This window comes from Sphingomonas pseudosanguinis (assembly GCF_052056765.1).
In the GTDB taxonomy this organism is placed as follows: domain Bacteria; phylum Pseudomonadota; class Alphaproteobacteria; order Sphingomonadales; family Sphingomonadaceae; genus Sphingomonas; species Sphingomonas pseudosanguinis.
Genome location: NZ_CP189888.1, coordinates 1,041,792 through 1,055,450 on the forward strand (window position 1 = coordinate 1,041,792; position 13,659 = coordinate 1,055,450).

General features: G+C 69.2%; 12 protein-coding genes. 1 reads left to right on the forward strand and 11 read right to left on the reverse strand.

From position 1 onward, the window contains the following. Window positions 1-6: 6 nt before the first annotated feature. On the reverse strand, window positions 7-432 hold the full coding sequence (locus ACQHGV_RS04705) for an organic hydroperoxide resistance protein (RefSeq protein WP_440979625.1): 426 nt from the start codon (window positions 430-432) through the stop codon (window positions 7-9). Window positions 433-545: 113 nt separating this feature from the next. Between ACQHGV_RS04705 and ACQHGV_RS04710 the strand changes: the two genes are divergently transcribed. Beyond that, window positions 546-992 carry a MarR family winged helix-turn-helix transcriptional regulator gene (locus tag ACQHGV_RS04710; RefSeq protein WP_183951442.1) on the forward strand — a complete coding sequence of 149 codons (447 nt, stop codon included), beginning with the start codon at window positions 546-548 and terminating at the stop codon, window positions 990-992. Between the two features lie 180 nt (window positions 993-1,172). On the opposite strand, the gene ACQHGV_RS04715 is transcribed toward ACQHGV_RS04710, so the two are convergent. The 10 genes from ACQHGV_RS04715 to ACQHGV_RS04760 form a co-directional block, all read right to left on the reverse strand. Further along, window positions 1,173-3,566: a hypothetical protein gene (locus ACQHGV_RS04715; RefSeq protein WP_440979626.1), complete on the reverse strand. Its 2,394-nt coding sequence runs from the start codon at window positions 3,564-3,566 to the stop codon at window positions 1,173-1,175. Window positions 3,567-3,652: 86 nt separating this feature from the next. Continuing rightward, the gene (gene yghU / locus ACQHGV_RS04720; protein WP_440979627.1) at window positions 3,653-4,525 is read right to left on the reverse strand and encodes a glutathione-dependent disulfide-bond oxidoreductase; all 873 of its coding nucleotides are present in this window, start codon (window positions 4,523-4,525) and stop codon (window positions 3,653-3,655) included. Between the two features lie 81 nt (window positions 4,526-4,606). Then, the gene (locus ACQHGV_RS04725; RefSeq protein ID WP_440979628.1) at window positions 4,607-5,500 is read right to left on the reverse strand and encodes a glycosyltransferase family 2 protein; all 894 of its coding nucleotides are present in this window, start codon (window positions 5,498-5,500) and stop codon (window positions 4,607-4,609) included. Next, complete coding sequence (locus tag ACQHGV_RS04730; RefSeq protein WP_440979629.1) at window positions 5,497-6,411, reverse strand: polysaccharide pyruvyl transferase family protein; 915 nt, start codon at window positions 6,409-6,411, stop codon at window positions 5,497-5,499. The genes ACQHGV_RS04725 and ACQHGV_RS04730 overlap by 4 nt, the downstream gene beginning before the upstream one ends. Beyond that, window positions 6,408-7,484 (reverse strand): glycosyltransferase, encoded by a 1,077-nt coding sequence (locus ACQHGV_RS04735; protein WP_440979630.1) that lies wholly within the window; start codon window positions 7,482-7,484, stop codon window positions 6,408-6,410. Before ACQHGV_RS04735 ends, ACQHGV_RS04730 begins: the two co-directional genes overlap by 4 nt. After that, the gene (locus ACQHGV_RS04740) at window positions 7,481-8,395 is read right to left on the reverse strand and encodes a galactosyltransferase-related protein (protein ID WP_440979631.1); all 915 of its coding nucleotides are present in this window, start codon (window positions 8,393-8,395) and stop codon (window positions 7,481-7,483) included. Before ACQHGV_RS04740 ends, ACQHGV_RS04735 begins: the two co-directional genes overlap by 4 nt. Continuing rightward, window positions 8,392-9,540 carry a hypothetical protein gene (locus ACQHGV_RS04745; RefSeq protein ID WP_440979632.1) on the reverse strand — a complete coding sequence of 383 codons (1,149 nt, stop codon included), beginning with the start codon at window positions 9,538-9,540 and terminating at the stop codon, window positions 8,392-8,394. Before ACQHGV_RS04745 ends, ACQHGV_RS04740 begins: the two co-directional genes overlap by 4 nt. Continuing rightward, entirely contained in the window at window positions 9,537-11,552 is a 2,016-nt protein-coding gene (locus ACQHGV_RS04750) for an HAD-IIB family hydrolase (protein WP_440979633.1), read from the reverse strand. Before ACQHGV_RS04750 ends, ACQHGV_RS04745 begins: the two co-directional genes overlap by 4 nt. A gap of 127 nt (window positions 11,553-11,679) precedes the next feature. Then, window positions 11,680-12,444, reverse strand: a complete 765-nt coding sequence (locus ACQHGV_RS04755) for an SDR family NAD(P)-dependent oxidoreductase (protein WP_440979634.1) — start codon at window positions 12,442-12,444, stop codon at window positions 11,680-11,682. A 79-nt stretch (window positions 12,445-12,523) separates the two neighbouring features. Beyond that, window positions 12,524-13,588: a patatin-like phospholipase family protein gene (locus ACQHGV_RS04760; protein ID WP_440979635.1), complete on the reverse strand. Its 1,065-nt coding sequence runs from the start codon at window positions 13,586-13,588 to the stop codon at window positions 12,524-12,526. Window positions 13,589-13,659: the final 71 nt, after the last annotated feature.

The following is a 13,659-nucleotide window of genomic DNA, read 5'->3' on the forward strand; positions in this document are numbered from 1 at the left end:
GCGCGATCAGGCGATGGTCAGGCCGACATCGACATTGCCGCGCGTGGCATTGGAATAGGGGCAGATCTGATGCGCCGCTTCCACCAGCTTTTCGGCGTCGGCGCGGTCCAGGCCCGGCAGCTCGACGGTCAGGTCGGTGGTGATGCCGAAGCCACCCGCCGCGCGGGGTCCGATACCGACCTTGGCCGACACCGCGACATCGGCGGGGACCTTCAGCTTCAACTGCTGGCCGGCGACCTTCAGCGCGCCGATGAAACAGGCCGAATAGCCTGCAGCGAACAGCTGTTCCGGATTGGTGCCTTCACCGCCCGCGCCGCCCAGCTCCTTGGGCGTGGAGAGCGCGACGTCGAGCGTGCCGTCCTGGGTCCGGGCATGGCCGTCACGGCCACCGGTCGCGCGGGCCTGGGTCTGGTACTTCACATCGATCGTCACACCGTGTCTCCGATAATCTTTATCGCGATATATATGTACATGGCGACTTGGTCTTGTCCAGTCCTTCTTTTATCGCGATATGAAATTTCGACGATTTTCCGGGAGAAGGCCGAATGTCGGCACCATGGCCGCTCGACGACCAGCTTTGCTTTGCGCTTTACGCGGCCAATATGGCGGTCCAGCGGACCTATAAGCCGATGCTCGACCAGCTCGGCCTGACCTATCCGCAATATCTGGCGCTGCATGTCCTGTGGGAAGAGGATGGTCGCACGATCGGCGCCATCGCGCAGCGGCTGGGGCTGGAATCGAGCACGGTGACGCCGCTGATCAAGCGGCTGGAGGCGGGTGGCTTCGTGACCCGCGAGCGCGATGCGCAGGACGAGCGACAGGTGCGCGTGACGCTGACCCCGGCGGGGCTAGACCTGCGCGATCGCTGCGGCTGCCTAGGCGAGGAGATCATCGCGCGCTCGGGCATGGCGATCGACGATCTCCAGGCGCTGCGCGACGAGGTGCGCGCGCTGCGCGATGCGCTGGAGCAACGGGGTGCCGAGACGGCGTGATGCCTCAGGTTTCGATAACGATGCCTCGCATTATTATAAGCCCCTCCCCTTCAGGGGAGGGGGTGGGGTGGGGCCTCTCCACGAACGCCGCGCTTGAGGACACGCCCCACCCCCCACCCCTCCCCTGAAGGGGAGGGGTGGGCGCACTTCTTCCAGGACCAGCCGTCTTTCCCGCCCTGGTTATTGCCCTGTCGCCAGCGTGAAGGGCACGGCCGGGGCATCGCGCAACGTCACATAGAGCGACCCGGCATTGGGGGCGGGCACCGCGAGGCGCGCGGCGGTATAGCCCGCTGGCACCGTGACCGCGCCCGCCATGTCAGCGCTGGCCGCGACCCGGTCGATCAGGAAAAGGTCGCGTCCCTCCATCCGGCACTGGCCGGCGTCGCACCGCACCGCCTCGATCCTGGGCAGGCGCACCAGCGTGGCGAGCGGCACCCAATCGCCCTTGATCGCCCCGCGCACCAGCCGGAAGCGCAGCGGCCCCGCCGCCGCCGGCCCCAGCCGTGCCGGATCGAGCGTCGCCACCGCGATCTCGGGCGAGGAGAGCCGGACGTCGCGCCCGCCCTCCAGAACCACCGACGTGCCGCCATCCGCCGTCGTCACCTCGACCGCGTCGGCGGGGGTCAGCGACTGTCCCTCACCGGCATGGATGGCGAAGGTCAGCCGGGCATTGTCGGGCAGGACCGTCTCGTCGCGCGTCGCCAGCGCCAGCCCCTTGGGACTGTCGGGCATGGTCAGCGTCCGGCTGACCAGCATCGCGGCGGGGCGCGGCGGGGCGCTCGTCACCGGGACGGTCAGCGTCCGCCCATCGTTCAGCTTGATCCGGGCGGTCGTGCCCTCGGGCGTGCGGTCGCCCGCCGCCGTGGCGATCAGGCGGTCGCTGTCGCCCTCGCGCGTCACCGTGCCGGGGGACAGGGCCACGCCGCCCATGTCGACCCCGGCGATCTCGTCCAGCCGCTGGCCGGTCAGCGTCACGAACCGGTCGCCGCGCGCCAGCGCCACGCTGTCGACCCGGCTCGCGGGCGAATAGGCGCGCAAGGTCACGGTGCGGGGCGTGTCGCGGCCCATCTGCTGCACCTCCAGCGTGACCGGTCCGGCGCGGCTGCCCTTCATCGGCAGGGTGACGGCGATCGCATCGGCCCCGCGCGGGGTAAAAGCCACGCCCTGCGCCGCGCCATTGCCGGCGCGCATCGTCACGCCGGTGACGCAGGCGGCGGCCGGACCGGTCAGCTCGACCACATTGTCGCGCCCGACCACCAGGCTCTGGTCGGTGTCGCCGGCGCGCCACTCGCCGTCGCTTGGGAATTGCAGCGCGAAGCCCGGCCCTTCGAACGACTCGAAGCCCCATTGGCCGTGCAGCTTGGCGGTCGCCTTGCCCGACAGACCGGCGGGCAGCGGCTCGGCCAGGATATAGCCACCGCGATCGGCGCGGGCGCGCACCGGCACCTCGATCCGCTGACCGTTCGCCTGGGTCAGCGTCACCGCCATGTCGCGCGCGAAGGCGGTGGAATAGATCAGCGGCGCACCCTCGACCGGCAGGACGAGGCCCGGCTTCGCCCCGCACAGCGGCTGGTCGGTGGCGGCGCGCAGGCGCGGTGGGCTGCCCGCATCGATCGCAGGCATGGCGGCGACCAGCACCGATTTGGGCTTGGCGAAGGACGGCGCGGCGTTGAGCAGCAACGACAGCCTGTCGCCGTCGCGCGTGGCGAGTGTCGGCAGATAGCCGAACTGCGGATTGCCGAACGCGCCGAACACGCGCGCGATGTCGCGGATGACGCCGATATAGGGACTGTAATAGCCCAGCCCCGCCTCGCGCGTATAGCTGAGCTGCAGCGCCAGATCGGTCGGCGCGCCGATCAGGGTGTCGGTCATCGAACTGCTATGGATGTCGGCAAGGACCAGCGCGTCGCGATTTTCGAGGAGACAGGCCGCCTGCAACTCGATTACCCGCGCCAGGCAGTCCGGGTTCATCTTGATCGCCAGGCTGCCCGCCAGGGCCGGCGCGATGGTGCGCAGGAATTCGGGGTGGCTGTTTTCCTGCGCGCGGATCGCCGCGACGAAGGCGTTGAGCCGCGACCGGTCGAGCGAGGCCTGGTTCAGGTCCTGCACCGCGCGGACGAACTCGCCCGGGCGGTCGCGGACCGCATCGACGATGGTGCCCGACGCGCCGCCCGTCTCGGGCACCAGGAACAGCGCCATCTGTCGCGCCCCCTTGGGCACGGTCAGGGTCAGGCGGCGATCCTTGTCCTTGTCCTTCCACGTCTCGGCCGACTGGACCCAGTTCTTGGGCGGCGGATTGGTCGCACCGCTCAGAAAGGCGGAGAACAGCAGATAATGCGCGCGCTGATCCTTGGGCAGGTCGGCATCGACGGTCAGCCGGTCGCCCGCCGCCAGATTGGGCACCTCGGCGATGGGCAGCGTCCGCTCGCCGCGCGTGACGGTGATGCGAAGCGTGGGGCCAGGCAGGTCGAACGGCGCGGGGTCGGCCGTGACGAACGGCGTGGCGCACAGCCCCAGCCCGGTCAGCCCGAGCGCGAGGAGGGGGCGGGGCAGGCGGGGAAGAACGCGCGACATGAGGGCAGTGTAAAAGCGCGATACGTTGCGCCGATCAAGCGCTTCGCGGCGGATGGCGGGCGATCCCGCCGCGAAGCGCTCATGGGTCAGGCGTCAGTGGCGAGCTTGTCCTGCGTGCGCTCGTCGAAGTCGCTGGCGTCATGGCGTTCGAGCAGTTGTTCGGCGGGGTCGCCGATCGTGCGGTTGACCATCCGCCCGCGCTTGACCGCCGGCCGCGCCGCCAGTTCCTCGGCCCAGCGGCGGACATGGGTATAGTCGTTCACCTGCAGGAACTCGGCGGCGTTGTAGAGATCGCCCAGCACCAGCTGCCCGTACCACGACCAGATCGCCATGTCGGCGATGCTGTATTCGTCGCCCGCGACATAGCGGTGCTGCGCCAGTTGCCGGTCGAGCACGTCGAGCTGGCGCTTGGCCTCCATGGCATAGCGGTTGATCGCATATTCGATCTTCACCGGCGCATAGGCGTAGAAATGGCCGAAGCCGCCGCCCAGGAAAGGCGCACTGCCCATCTGCCAGAACAGCCAGGACAGGACATGTGCGCGGGCGGCGGGCTCGGTCGGCAGGAACGCGCCGAAGCTCTCCGCCAGATGGACCATGATCGCGCCCGATTCGAAGATGGAGATCGGCTGGTCGCCGCGCCGGTCGACAAGCGCGGGGATCTTGGAATTGGGGTTGACCGCGACGAAGCCGCTGCCGAACTGATCGCCTTCGTTGATGCGGATCAGCCAGGCGTCATATTCCGCGCCCGCATGGCCGGCGGCGAGCAGTTCCTCGAACAGGATGGTGACCTTCACGCCATTGGGCGTGCCCATCGAATAGAGCTGGAAGGGATGCTGGCCGACCGGCAGGTCCTTGTCATGCGTCGGGCCGGCGATGGGGCGGTTGATTGCGGCGAAGCGACCGCCGCTTTCCTTGTCCCAGGTCCAGATGGCGGGCGGGGTATAGGCGTCGTCACTCATCGGCGGATAGCTCCATCGGGGTTCGTCGCCGCAAATGGGAGGCTGGGTCGGCGAAAACAACCGCGACCGTGCCGTATTCGCTCAGCGGCGAAGTGCCACCCGATGCCGGATCGCCGCGCGGCCATAGCCGACCAGTCCCGCCAGGACGTGGCGCAGGCGAAAGGCGTGGAAATGGCGGATGGCAGGCACCGGACCGACGATCCGTTCGCGCAGATGCGCCAGGTCGCGCCCTATCGCACAGGAGATGCGCCGGTCGGTCAGCAGATGCTTGGCATAGAGTGCACCATCGCCATAGCCATAGCCGGCGAGCAGCGCGACGACCTCTTCGGCGCGGCGGCGGCCATGGTGATGATCGACGACGAAATGCGGGTCGTAGCGGACCGGAATGCCGTGGCCGAGCGCGCGGAACAGGTAATCGGTATCCTCGGCCGCGCGAAACGGCGCGCCCGCGCCGAAGCGCTCGTCGAACAGACCCACGCGGTCGCGGACATCGGCGGTGAAGGCCAGGTTGGCGCCCATCACGAAGCCGCCGGGAAAGCCGCTTGCCGGGGCGATCATCGGGTGATCCTCCAGCTTGACGGTCACCGGCAGATCGGCCGGATCACCCAAGAGGATACGGCCACCGATGATGACGGGGGCCGGCTGTTCGGCGAAGGCGCGGGCCAGTTGCGCGAAATAGTCGGGATGGAGGACGCAGTCATCGTCGGTCATCGCGATGATCCGCCCCCGCGCCGCCGCCAATGCGACGTTGCGCGCGCGGGCCAGGCCGGGGCGCGGCTCGGCGAGCAGGCGGACGGTGAAGGACTGATCCGCTGCCCATGCCCGGACCGGCGCGGCGCTGTCGTCGGTCGAGCCATTGTCGACGACGATCACCTCCAGCCGCTGACCACCCGCCGCCGCCGCGATCGAGGCCAGCGTGGCGGACAGGCTGGCGCGGCGATTGCGGGTGCAGATCAGCAGGCTGATGTCGATCATGCCATCAGCCCGGCCAAGGCCTCCTCCGCCGTAGCGGCCTGACGGACCAGCGGCGAGCCGGCGGTCCAGGCGGCATGATAGGCGGCGACCTTGCCATAATCATTGTCGAGGATGACGTGGCGGATGCCGAGCAGCAGCGCCAGGATATGGCCGTGGAGCCGATCGGTCACGATCCTATCCCCGCGCGACAACAGGCGCAGCCCGCGCTCCACACGCTGGCGGGCGCGTTCGGTCGGGTCGGTCCCCGTGACCGGTTCCTCCTCCAGCCAGTCGAGCGCGACGGCACCGCGAAGCGCGCGCAAGCCGTCATCATCGCGTGCGGCCCGCTCCGCGTCGGAGCGCAGCAGCATCAGCACGTCGCAATCGGGTTTGACCGGCCGGGCGAGGGCTCCGAGCCCGAAGGCGGAGTCGGGGGCGAGTTCGCTGGGACAAGCGAAATGCGCCCGCGCCTCGGCCAGGCTGGCGTCATCGCGGAGGCACAGGTGGAAGTCCGGATGCCGCGCGACGGTGGCGGCAAAGCGATCGCGGTTGGCGGGATCGCGGAAGCGGATCGACTGGGGCAGCTGCACGATCCGCCGGTCGGGAAAGCGGGTCAGCAACGCCTCGCGGAAATGCTGGTGATGCGGCCAGATGTCGCCCAGATTGCCGCCGCCATGGATCAGGATCGGCCCCTCGGGACAGGCGGCGCGAAAGGCCTCCTCGTCGAAATCGTCCCAGCGGCAGACATAGGCCGGATCGCCCGCACCGACCTCCCGGAGCAGCGCGATCTCGCCCAGCCAGATAGCGCTGTCGCCGACATTGGGGTGGTCCGGGAAATCGACCAGTGCATAGGGCGTGCCCGGCGGCGGCGCATGGCGGCGATAGAGATCGATCAGGGCCGCACGCTGGGCGGCGATGACGGGATCGTTCACGCCGCGATGGCACCCGGCCGGGCGGCGGTGACGCCGGCGTAAAGCGCCTCGCATCGGTCGAGCCATAGGTCGCGCGCGAAATGCGCTTCCACCCGGCGGCGCGGCACCGCCCGGTGGATGGCCAGGCTGTCTTGAATGGCAGCGGCAAGCGCGGTGACGTCTCCGGCGGGTGCGATCACCCCGGCCTCACCGACCACCTCGCGCGCGGCTCCTTGGTCGAAGGCGGCGACGGGCAGGCCGCACGCCATCGCCTCGATCGCGACCAGACCGAAGGGCTCGTCCCAGCAGGGGGTGAACAGGAAGACCGAGGCGCGGCCCAACTCGGCAGCGAGCGCCGCCCCGTCCAGATGCCCGCCATAGCGGACACCGTCGCCCAGGCGGGGCGCAATCTCGGCCGCCCAGTAATCCGGGTCCTCGACCGCACCGAACAGCGTCAGCGCCACGCCGGACCGGCGCGCGGCGTCGATCGCCAGATGCGTGCCCTTGTTGGGGGTGATCCGCCCGCACCATACCGCCTCGCCATTGCCGTTCGCGACGAAGGGCCAGGCGGCGGGATCGATCGCGTTGTGCAGGACCGACACCTCGGGCGGCGCGCCATCGGGCCACCAGGCGCGCAACTGGCTTTGCGAGGTGACGGTCAAATGATGGCTGGGGGACGGGCTGACCGTCACGAAATGGTGGAGCGCGTCATAGGGCGGTACGTGCAGCGAGGTGACGGTCGGCGTCACCGCCGTGCGCCGCTGCTCCAGCGGAAAGCGGTGGAGGCTGTTATTGTGGACGACATCGAAACCCCCGCGCGCGATCCGGTCGCAGGCGGCGGCATAGCCGGCATCGACATGCGCGATCAGTTCGGGCTTGCCGCGATGCTCGGCCCAGGGGAATACCGCCTCATAATGGGTGGGCAGCACCGGATCGATGGTAAAGCGCGGGTCGCTGTCGCCGCTGGCGAACAGCACCACCTCATGCCCGCGCGCCATCAGCCCCTCGGCCAGATACCAGCCATGCGCCTCCATGCCGCCCAGAAAGGGTTGCCGGATCGGCTGGCGGACATGGGCGAGGAGCGCGATCCTCATGCGGCGGCCCGGCCGGCGGCCGCGCGCTCCTCCAGCAGGCGGATGACGCTGGCGGTATTGGCATAGGGCTGGTGGCTCTGCTGGCCCGTCAGGGTCAGGTCCTCCTCATTGGGCGCGCGCAGGATGCGGATCGGGCGGCCGGGCGTGTCGTCGATCAGGCCCATCAGGCGAAAGGCGTGCAGCCAGTGGCCCATGGTGCGATAGCCCCATTTGGCCTCGAACGCCTCGGCGTTGCGGACCACGCTTTCCAGATGATGGACCGGCGGCATGTGGTGCGGGTGATATTGGTGATAGGCAAGGCCCCCCTTGATCCAGGCGATCGGAATGCCGGCCTTGTCCACGACCTTGCCGAAATCGGTGTCCTCGCCGCCATAGCCGGCATAGCGTTCGTCGAACCCGCCGGTGCCCAGGAAGGTGTCGCGCCGCATCGCGAAGTTGAGCGACCAAAAGCAGCGATAATCCTCGCACACCTCGATCCCCGCCGGTGGCGGGCCGCGCCGGTCCGAATGGCGCACCGCGATGTCGGCGAACCGGTCGGTCGACCAGTCCCCCTGGGTCGCGCCACCGGGCAGGTACATCACCTCGCCCATCAGCAACCCGTCCATCTCGTCGAGATAACGGTCGTAATCGGCCAGCAGCCCGGGCGTCGGGATGCAGTCCATGTCGAGGAAGATCAGCTTGTCGCCGATCGCCGCGCGCGCCGCCGTGTTGCGTGCGGTCGCCAGCGGCAGGCGGGGGCCGTCGATCATCATCTGCCGGATGGGGAAGGGGGCATTCGGCAGGTCATAGGTCGTGTCCTGGATCACCGCGACGATCAGCTCGGCGGGCAGGACGGTCTGGCGGGCCAGGCCGAGGACGACGTTGCGGAGGTGGTCGGGGCGGCCCCCGGCAAGCGTGACGACCGAGATCATGAAACGACTCCGCTGGGATCGGGTGAGGGCATGGACAGGTCGATCGCGACCGGCCACAATCGGGTGGCGAGCGCCTCCAGCCAGTCGGCGGCGCGCTGCGCGGGCGCATCGGCGATCATCGCCCGCTGCGCCGCCGGGCGATGACCCGCGCGCGTCTCGGCGAGCGCGGCGGTCCAGGCCTGCGCCGAGGAGGGCAGATGCGGGCGGACACAGGCGACGCCGGCGGCGGCCAGCGCTTCGGCCTTGCGGTGCTGCTCGTCGAAATAGCGCCATTCGGGAATGGCGAGCCAGGGGCGCGCGGCGGCCAGGATTTGCTGGCACGTCGTGTTGCCGGTCGAGGCGATGACGAGGTCGGCGGCGGCGACATGGTCCGCCGGGTTATCGACCCAGCCGCGATGCTCGATATTGCCGGGCTCGGTCGCATGCCAGTCGCGCTGTACCGGGCCGATGGTGATCCAGCGTGCACCCGGCCGGCTGCGGGCGCCGACGCCGAGCGGCGCCTGCGCGAAGCCGCCACCGCCGCCGCCCGACATGACGAGAATCAGTTCCTCGTCCGCGCCGACGCCGATCCGCTGTCGCGCCAGTTCGCGCTCGGGCACGCGGGTATCGACGCCCAGCCCGCCGGCGAAACAGGTCTTGGCACGCATGCCCGTGTCCCATTCGGGCTGGGCGAGCGCCTCGTCGAACGCCGCCAGCAGGCCGGCGGCGCCGTCATAGGCGGCACGGTGGCCGGGATCGTGGCGGTCGCCATGCTGCAGCACCTTGACGTGCGGGACCGAGCAGATGCGCGACAGTTGCGCGATCTCGGCGGACACGTCGCAGATCATCAACGCGGGGTCGGCGGTGTCGAACCATTGGGCGATCACCGCCATGGCATGGCGGATGCCCGGCCAGCCGAGCGGCGCGCAATGCAGCGTGTCGGGGGTCGGCACCGCATCCATCGTCCCGGCCTCGCCGCCGGTCGGCTCGAACAGCGAGGGGATGGTCACGATCGTCGCGCTCTTGGGGAGCGGCGGAAATATGTCGTCGCGCGCGCAGAAGATCGTCACCGGCCGCTCGGGCGGCAGCGCGTTCAGGATCGCGGCGCAGCGTTCGGCATGGCCGCGCCCCTGATGATGGACGAAATAGCCGAAGGGGCGGATCATGCCGCGCTGGCCTGGGCGAGCGCCGGTGCCGTCAGGCCCAGCCGCTCCAATCCCTCCATGACGCCGTGCGCATGATGGCCCGCGACGCGCATCAGCCCCTCGCGCGGCGACAGCCCGTCCAGCTCGCCGCTGGCATTGCCGACCACGATGGCATGGCCGCACGCCTCCAGCATGTCGACATCGTTGCCGCTGTCGCCCGCCGCGATGCACGCGCCGAGCGGCAGATCGAGCCGCCGGGCATAGGCCGCCACCGCCGCCGCCTTGCCACCGAGCGGTGCGAGCACGTCGATCAGCTTGCCGTGCGAGAAGACGACCTTCGCCGCCAGTTGCTGCTCGGCGAGCACGGTCCGAACGCGTTCCGCATCGGCGGCGGTGCCGAAGAAGCTCAGCTTGTGCGGACCGGCGGTGTCGCGCGGCTGGGGACGCAGGCGCAGCGGCTTGAGCGCGGTCGCCACCGCCTTGCGATCCCATCCCTCGTTCAGCCGCGCGGCATAGACTGGGCATTCGTGCCAGCCGCGCTGGCCCTTCAGCATGATCCGCGTGCCGACATCGGTGATAAAGGCATCGGGTTCGGGCAGCCCCCATTGCGTCAGGATCATCCGCGCCATCGCGAAGGAGCGGCCGGTCGCGACGACGAAGGGCAGGCTGCTGGCGCGCCGCCACTGGGCGAAACCCTGCGCCCCGACCGGACAGCCGGTCAACGTATGGTCGATGTCGCTGGCGAGGAGCGAGGGCGCACGCGGCAGGCGGGCATAGAGCGCGATCGACTCCGCCGCGTAGCGACCCCAGTCATAGCGCGTCACGCCGCGGCGACCCGATGCGCTCATCCGTGCGTGGCGGTCGGCATCGGTCAGGATCGACAGACAGGCATCGGCGATGGCCGCGTCGTCGCGTGGATCGATCAGCAGGCCGTGGCACAGCGCCGCGACGATCTCCGCCGGGCCGCCCGCCTGCGTCGCGACGACCGGCACGCCCGCCGCAGCCGCTTCGATCAGGGTCAGGCCGAACGGCTCGTGCAAGGCCGGGTTGACGAAGACGCCGCCCCGCGCCGCCCGGTCATACAGCGCAGCGACATCGCGCCCGTCATGCGTCGGCGGCAAAGCGAAGCGCCCCTGCATTGCGGGTTGCGCCGCCATGTCTTGCAGTTCGCCCAGGACGTGGCGTTCCTCGGGCGATCCGGGGCCGTCATGCTGGCCGGCGAGAATGACCAGATTGGCCGCCGCCTGCATGTCGGGCGACGCGGCATAGGCGCGGGCGAGGCCGATCAGGTTCTTCTTGGCGACCGGTCGGGCGATGGCGAGCACGATGGGCTTGGCCGGATCGGTGAACCATTGGTCGACGCGATCGGCGAGCGTCGGCGCGGCGGCGGTGCCGCCATCGCGGCTGGGCACGCCGGGGGCGATGCAATGGATGCGCGCCGAGGTGGCCGTGCGATAGGCATGGACCTGTCGCTCGGCCTCGTCACGCGTCGACACGATGATGGCATCGGCCTGCGCGATGGCGCGCTCCTCCGCCGCGATCCGCGCATCGAGCGCGGGGCAGGAGCCCTGCTGGGTGCGCTTGTCGATGCCCAGCGCGTGCGGGGTGTAGACGAAGGGGATGGCGAAGCGGCGGCGCGCTTCGGCCGCGACGGCGGCGGCATCCGAGAAATGGGCGTGGATCACGTCGGGGCGTCGCGGCAGTCGGGCGATGTGCGCGCAGAATGCCTCGACAAAGGCCGGCATGTCCTCGGCCAGCGCATCCTTCTCCAGATAGCGGCGGTCGTCGGTGGCGATGCGATCGATGGTCAGGGCCGGACGCAGGCGTTCCGAGACGAGACCATGTTCGGCCGCCAGGCCTTCGCCCTCAAACAGGCGCGTGACGATCGAGACTTGATCGGTATCGATATTCTCGGCCTGTGCGGCGGCTGCATCCAGAATATAGGCGATATGTCCGCCCGTATCGGCCGTAATGCCATAATGGACGGGAGGCGATTTCAGGCAGCCGCCAAGCGCCAGATGCAGAATGAACAATCTCGCCCCTTTCGTTATGGAGCGACAACGTCGGATTTATTATTTGGCTCCCAATCACATAAGAGATTGATACGGGATAGGGGCCGCGCTTCGATGGCTCCGATCAATCTTGATCTGCATCTATATTTCAGTGGAGCGGCGGTTGCCCGTTCGATGCACTCAGGCCGCCATCCACCGTCAGGTTGACGCCGGTGATGAAGCGTGCGTCGTCGCTCGCCAGAAAGGCGATCGCGCCGGCGATATCCTCGGGCTGCGCGCCACGGCCCATGGGGATGCGCTCCTCGAACTTGGCGATCAGCTCGGGCTGTTCCTTCATGCCGGCGGTCAGCGCGGTGTAGGTCAGCGATGGGTTCACCGCATTGACGCGCACGCCATGCGCCGCTTCGTCCAGCGCCAGCGCGCGGGTAAAGTTCGTCACCGCGCCTTTGGCCGCGCAATAGAAGCTGTGGTTCCAGTCGCCGCCCAGCCCGGACACCGAGGACATGTTGATGATGCAGCCCCGTGAGACGCGCAGATGCGCGATGGCGGCGCGCGCCATATGGACGACGCCGTAGAGATCGGTCTCGATCACCTTGGCGAAGGCCGAGACGTCACCTTCGTCCAGTTTTCCGAGATGATCGATCCCGGCATTGCTGACCAGCACGTCGATCCGCCCGAACCGCTCAATGGCGAGCGCCACCAGCGCTTCGCAGTCCGCCATGTCGGACACATCGGTTTCCCGCGTCGCCACCGTGGCGGGCGCCAAGTCGTGGGCCAGCCTGTTCAGCCCTTCGGCATCGGTGTCGCCCAGGACCAAGGTCGCGCCTTCCTCGGCGAAGCGTCGCGCGGCACCTTCGCCGATCCCCGACGCCGCCCCGGTGATGACGACGATCGTGTCGGAAAATCTGGCCATGGTGTCAGCTCCTGCCCTGGGATCAAGGGTGCCTGAACCGTCGCCATGGCATAGCGTTCCGCCGGAAGTGCGCAGGGCCTTATGGCCGCCGATCCTCAGGCAGCCCCTCGAAGGAGGAATCGCGCCCCAGAAAATCGCGATGCTCGGTCAGCCACGTCTCCGCCTGCGTCCGACCCATGGCACGCAAATCCTCCAGCACCGACCAGCGCGTATCGACCTTGCTGGTGCCCGAGGGACCGGCAAGCGCGTCGGGCGGCGACATCAGGTGCAGGTTGACCCGCGCGATCGCCTGCATGCGTGGATCGCGCGAGGCGTCGGCGCGCGCGATGTCCTGAACTTCCGACAGCGCGCGCAGATCGCGGCGGAGACAGGCGTTGAAGCTGATGTCGCTGACCCGGCGCATCACCTCGCCGACCGAATCGCCGACATCCTCGACGGTGAAGGGCGTGATCTGGACGATGATCATGTCGGTCGCGCCGATCGCATTGGCCAGCAGCGGCTCCAGCGCCGGGTTGGCGGTGAAGCCCCCGTCCCAATATTGCTCGTCATCGATCTCCACCGCCGCGAATAGATCGGGCAGGCAGGCCGAGGCCATCAGCGCGTCGAGCGTCACCGCCTCGCCGGTGAACAGCCGCGCGGAGCCAGAGGCGATATGCGTGGCGGCGACGTAGAAGGGCAGGGTGGTCTGGCGTGCGAGCAGGTCGAGATCGACGCTGCCCCCGACCGCGCGGCGCAGCGCGCTCATATCGCGGACGCCGGGCAGGAAGGGCGCGACATAGCGGCTGGACATCTTGGCGATGTCGAGCGAGCGGCGCAGCAGCGGCTCGAAAAACGGGCCGCCCAGGGCACCGACGTCGAGCGGGGCGAGCGGCGAGGCGTCGGCGACGTTGCGCCACAGTCGCTCGAGTGCGGCCACCGCGCCCTCGCGACCATGCGCCACATAGCCCGAAACCACGGCCGCCCCGTTGATGGCCCCGGCGCTGGCGCCGCTGACGCCGACTATTTCGATGTCCTCTTCGAGCAGGCGTTCGACGACGCCCCAGCCATAGGCCCCGTGCGCGCCACCGCCTTGCAGCGCGAGGGCGACGCGGGGACGCTCGGCACCTTCCGGCTTCGTCGCGTTCGGATCGTGACGGTCGGTCATGTCATCCTCCTGTGCGTCATGCCATGTTGCAACGCACAAGAGGCAAATACCACCCCGCCGCCATGCAAAAT

Bases quoted from the DNA above. Each gene is read 5' to 3' on its own strand.
- ACQHGV_RS04725 (WP_440979628.1), bottom strand. From the start codon at position 5,500: ATGATCGACATCAGCCTGCTGATCTGCACCCGCAATCGCCGCGCCAGC.
- ACQHGV_RS04745 (WP_440979632.1), bottom strand. From the start codon at position 9,540: ATGATCCGCCCCTTCGGCTATTTCGTCCATCATCAGGGGCGCGGCCAT.
- ACQHGV_RS04755 (WP_440979634.1), bottom strand. From the start codon at position 12,444: ATGGCCAGATTTTCCGACACGATCGTCGTCATCACCGGGGCGGCGTCG.
- yghU (WP_440979627.1), bottom strand. From the start codon at position 4,525: ATGAGTGACGACGCCTATACCCCGCCCGCCATCTGGACCTGGGACAAG.
- ACQHGV_RS04735 (WP_440979630.1), bottom strand. From the start codon at position 7,484: ATGAGGATCGCGCTCCTCGCCCATGTCCGCCAGCCGATCCGGCAACCC.
- ACQHGV_RS04710 (WP_183951442.1), top strand. From the start codon at position 546: ATGTCGGCACCATGGCCGCTCGACGACCAGCTTTGCTTTGCGCTTTAC.
- ACQHGV_RS04740 (WP_440979631.1), bottom strand. From the start codon at position 8,395: ATGATCTCGGTCGTCACGCTTGCCGGGGGCCGCCCCGACCACCTCCGC.
- ACQHGV_RS04715 (WP_440979626.1), bottom strand. From the start codon at position 3,566: ATGTCGCGCGTTCTTCCCCGCCTGCCCCGCCCCCTCCTCGCGCTCGGG.
- ACQHGV_RS04760 (WP_440979635.1), bottom strand. From the start codon at position 13,588: ATGACCGACCGTCACGATCCGAACGCGACGAAGCCGGAAGGTGCCGAG.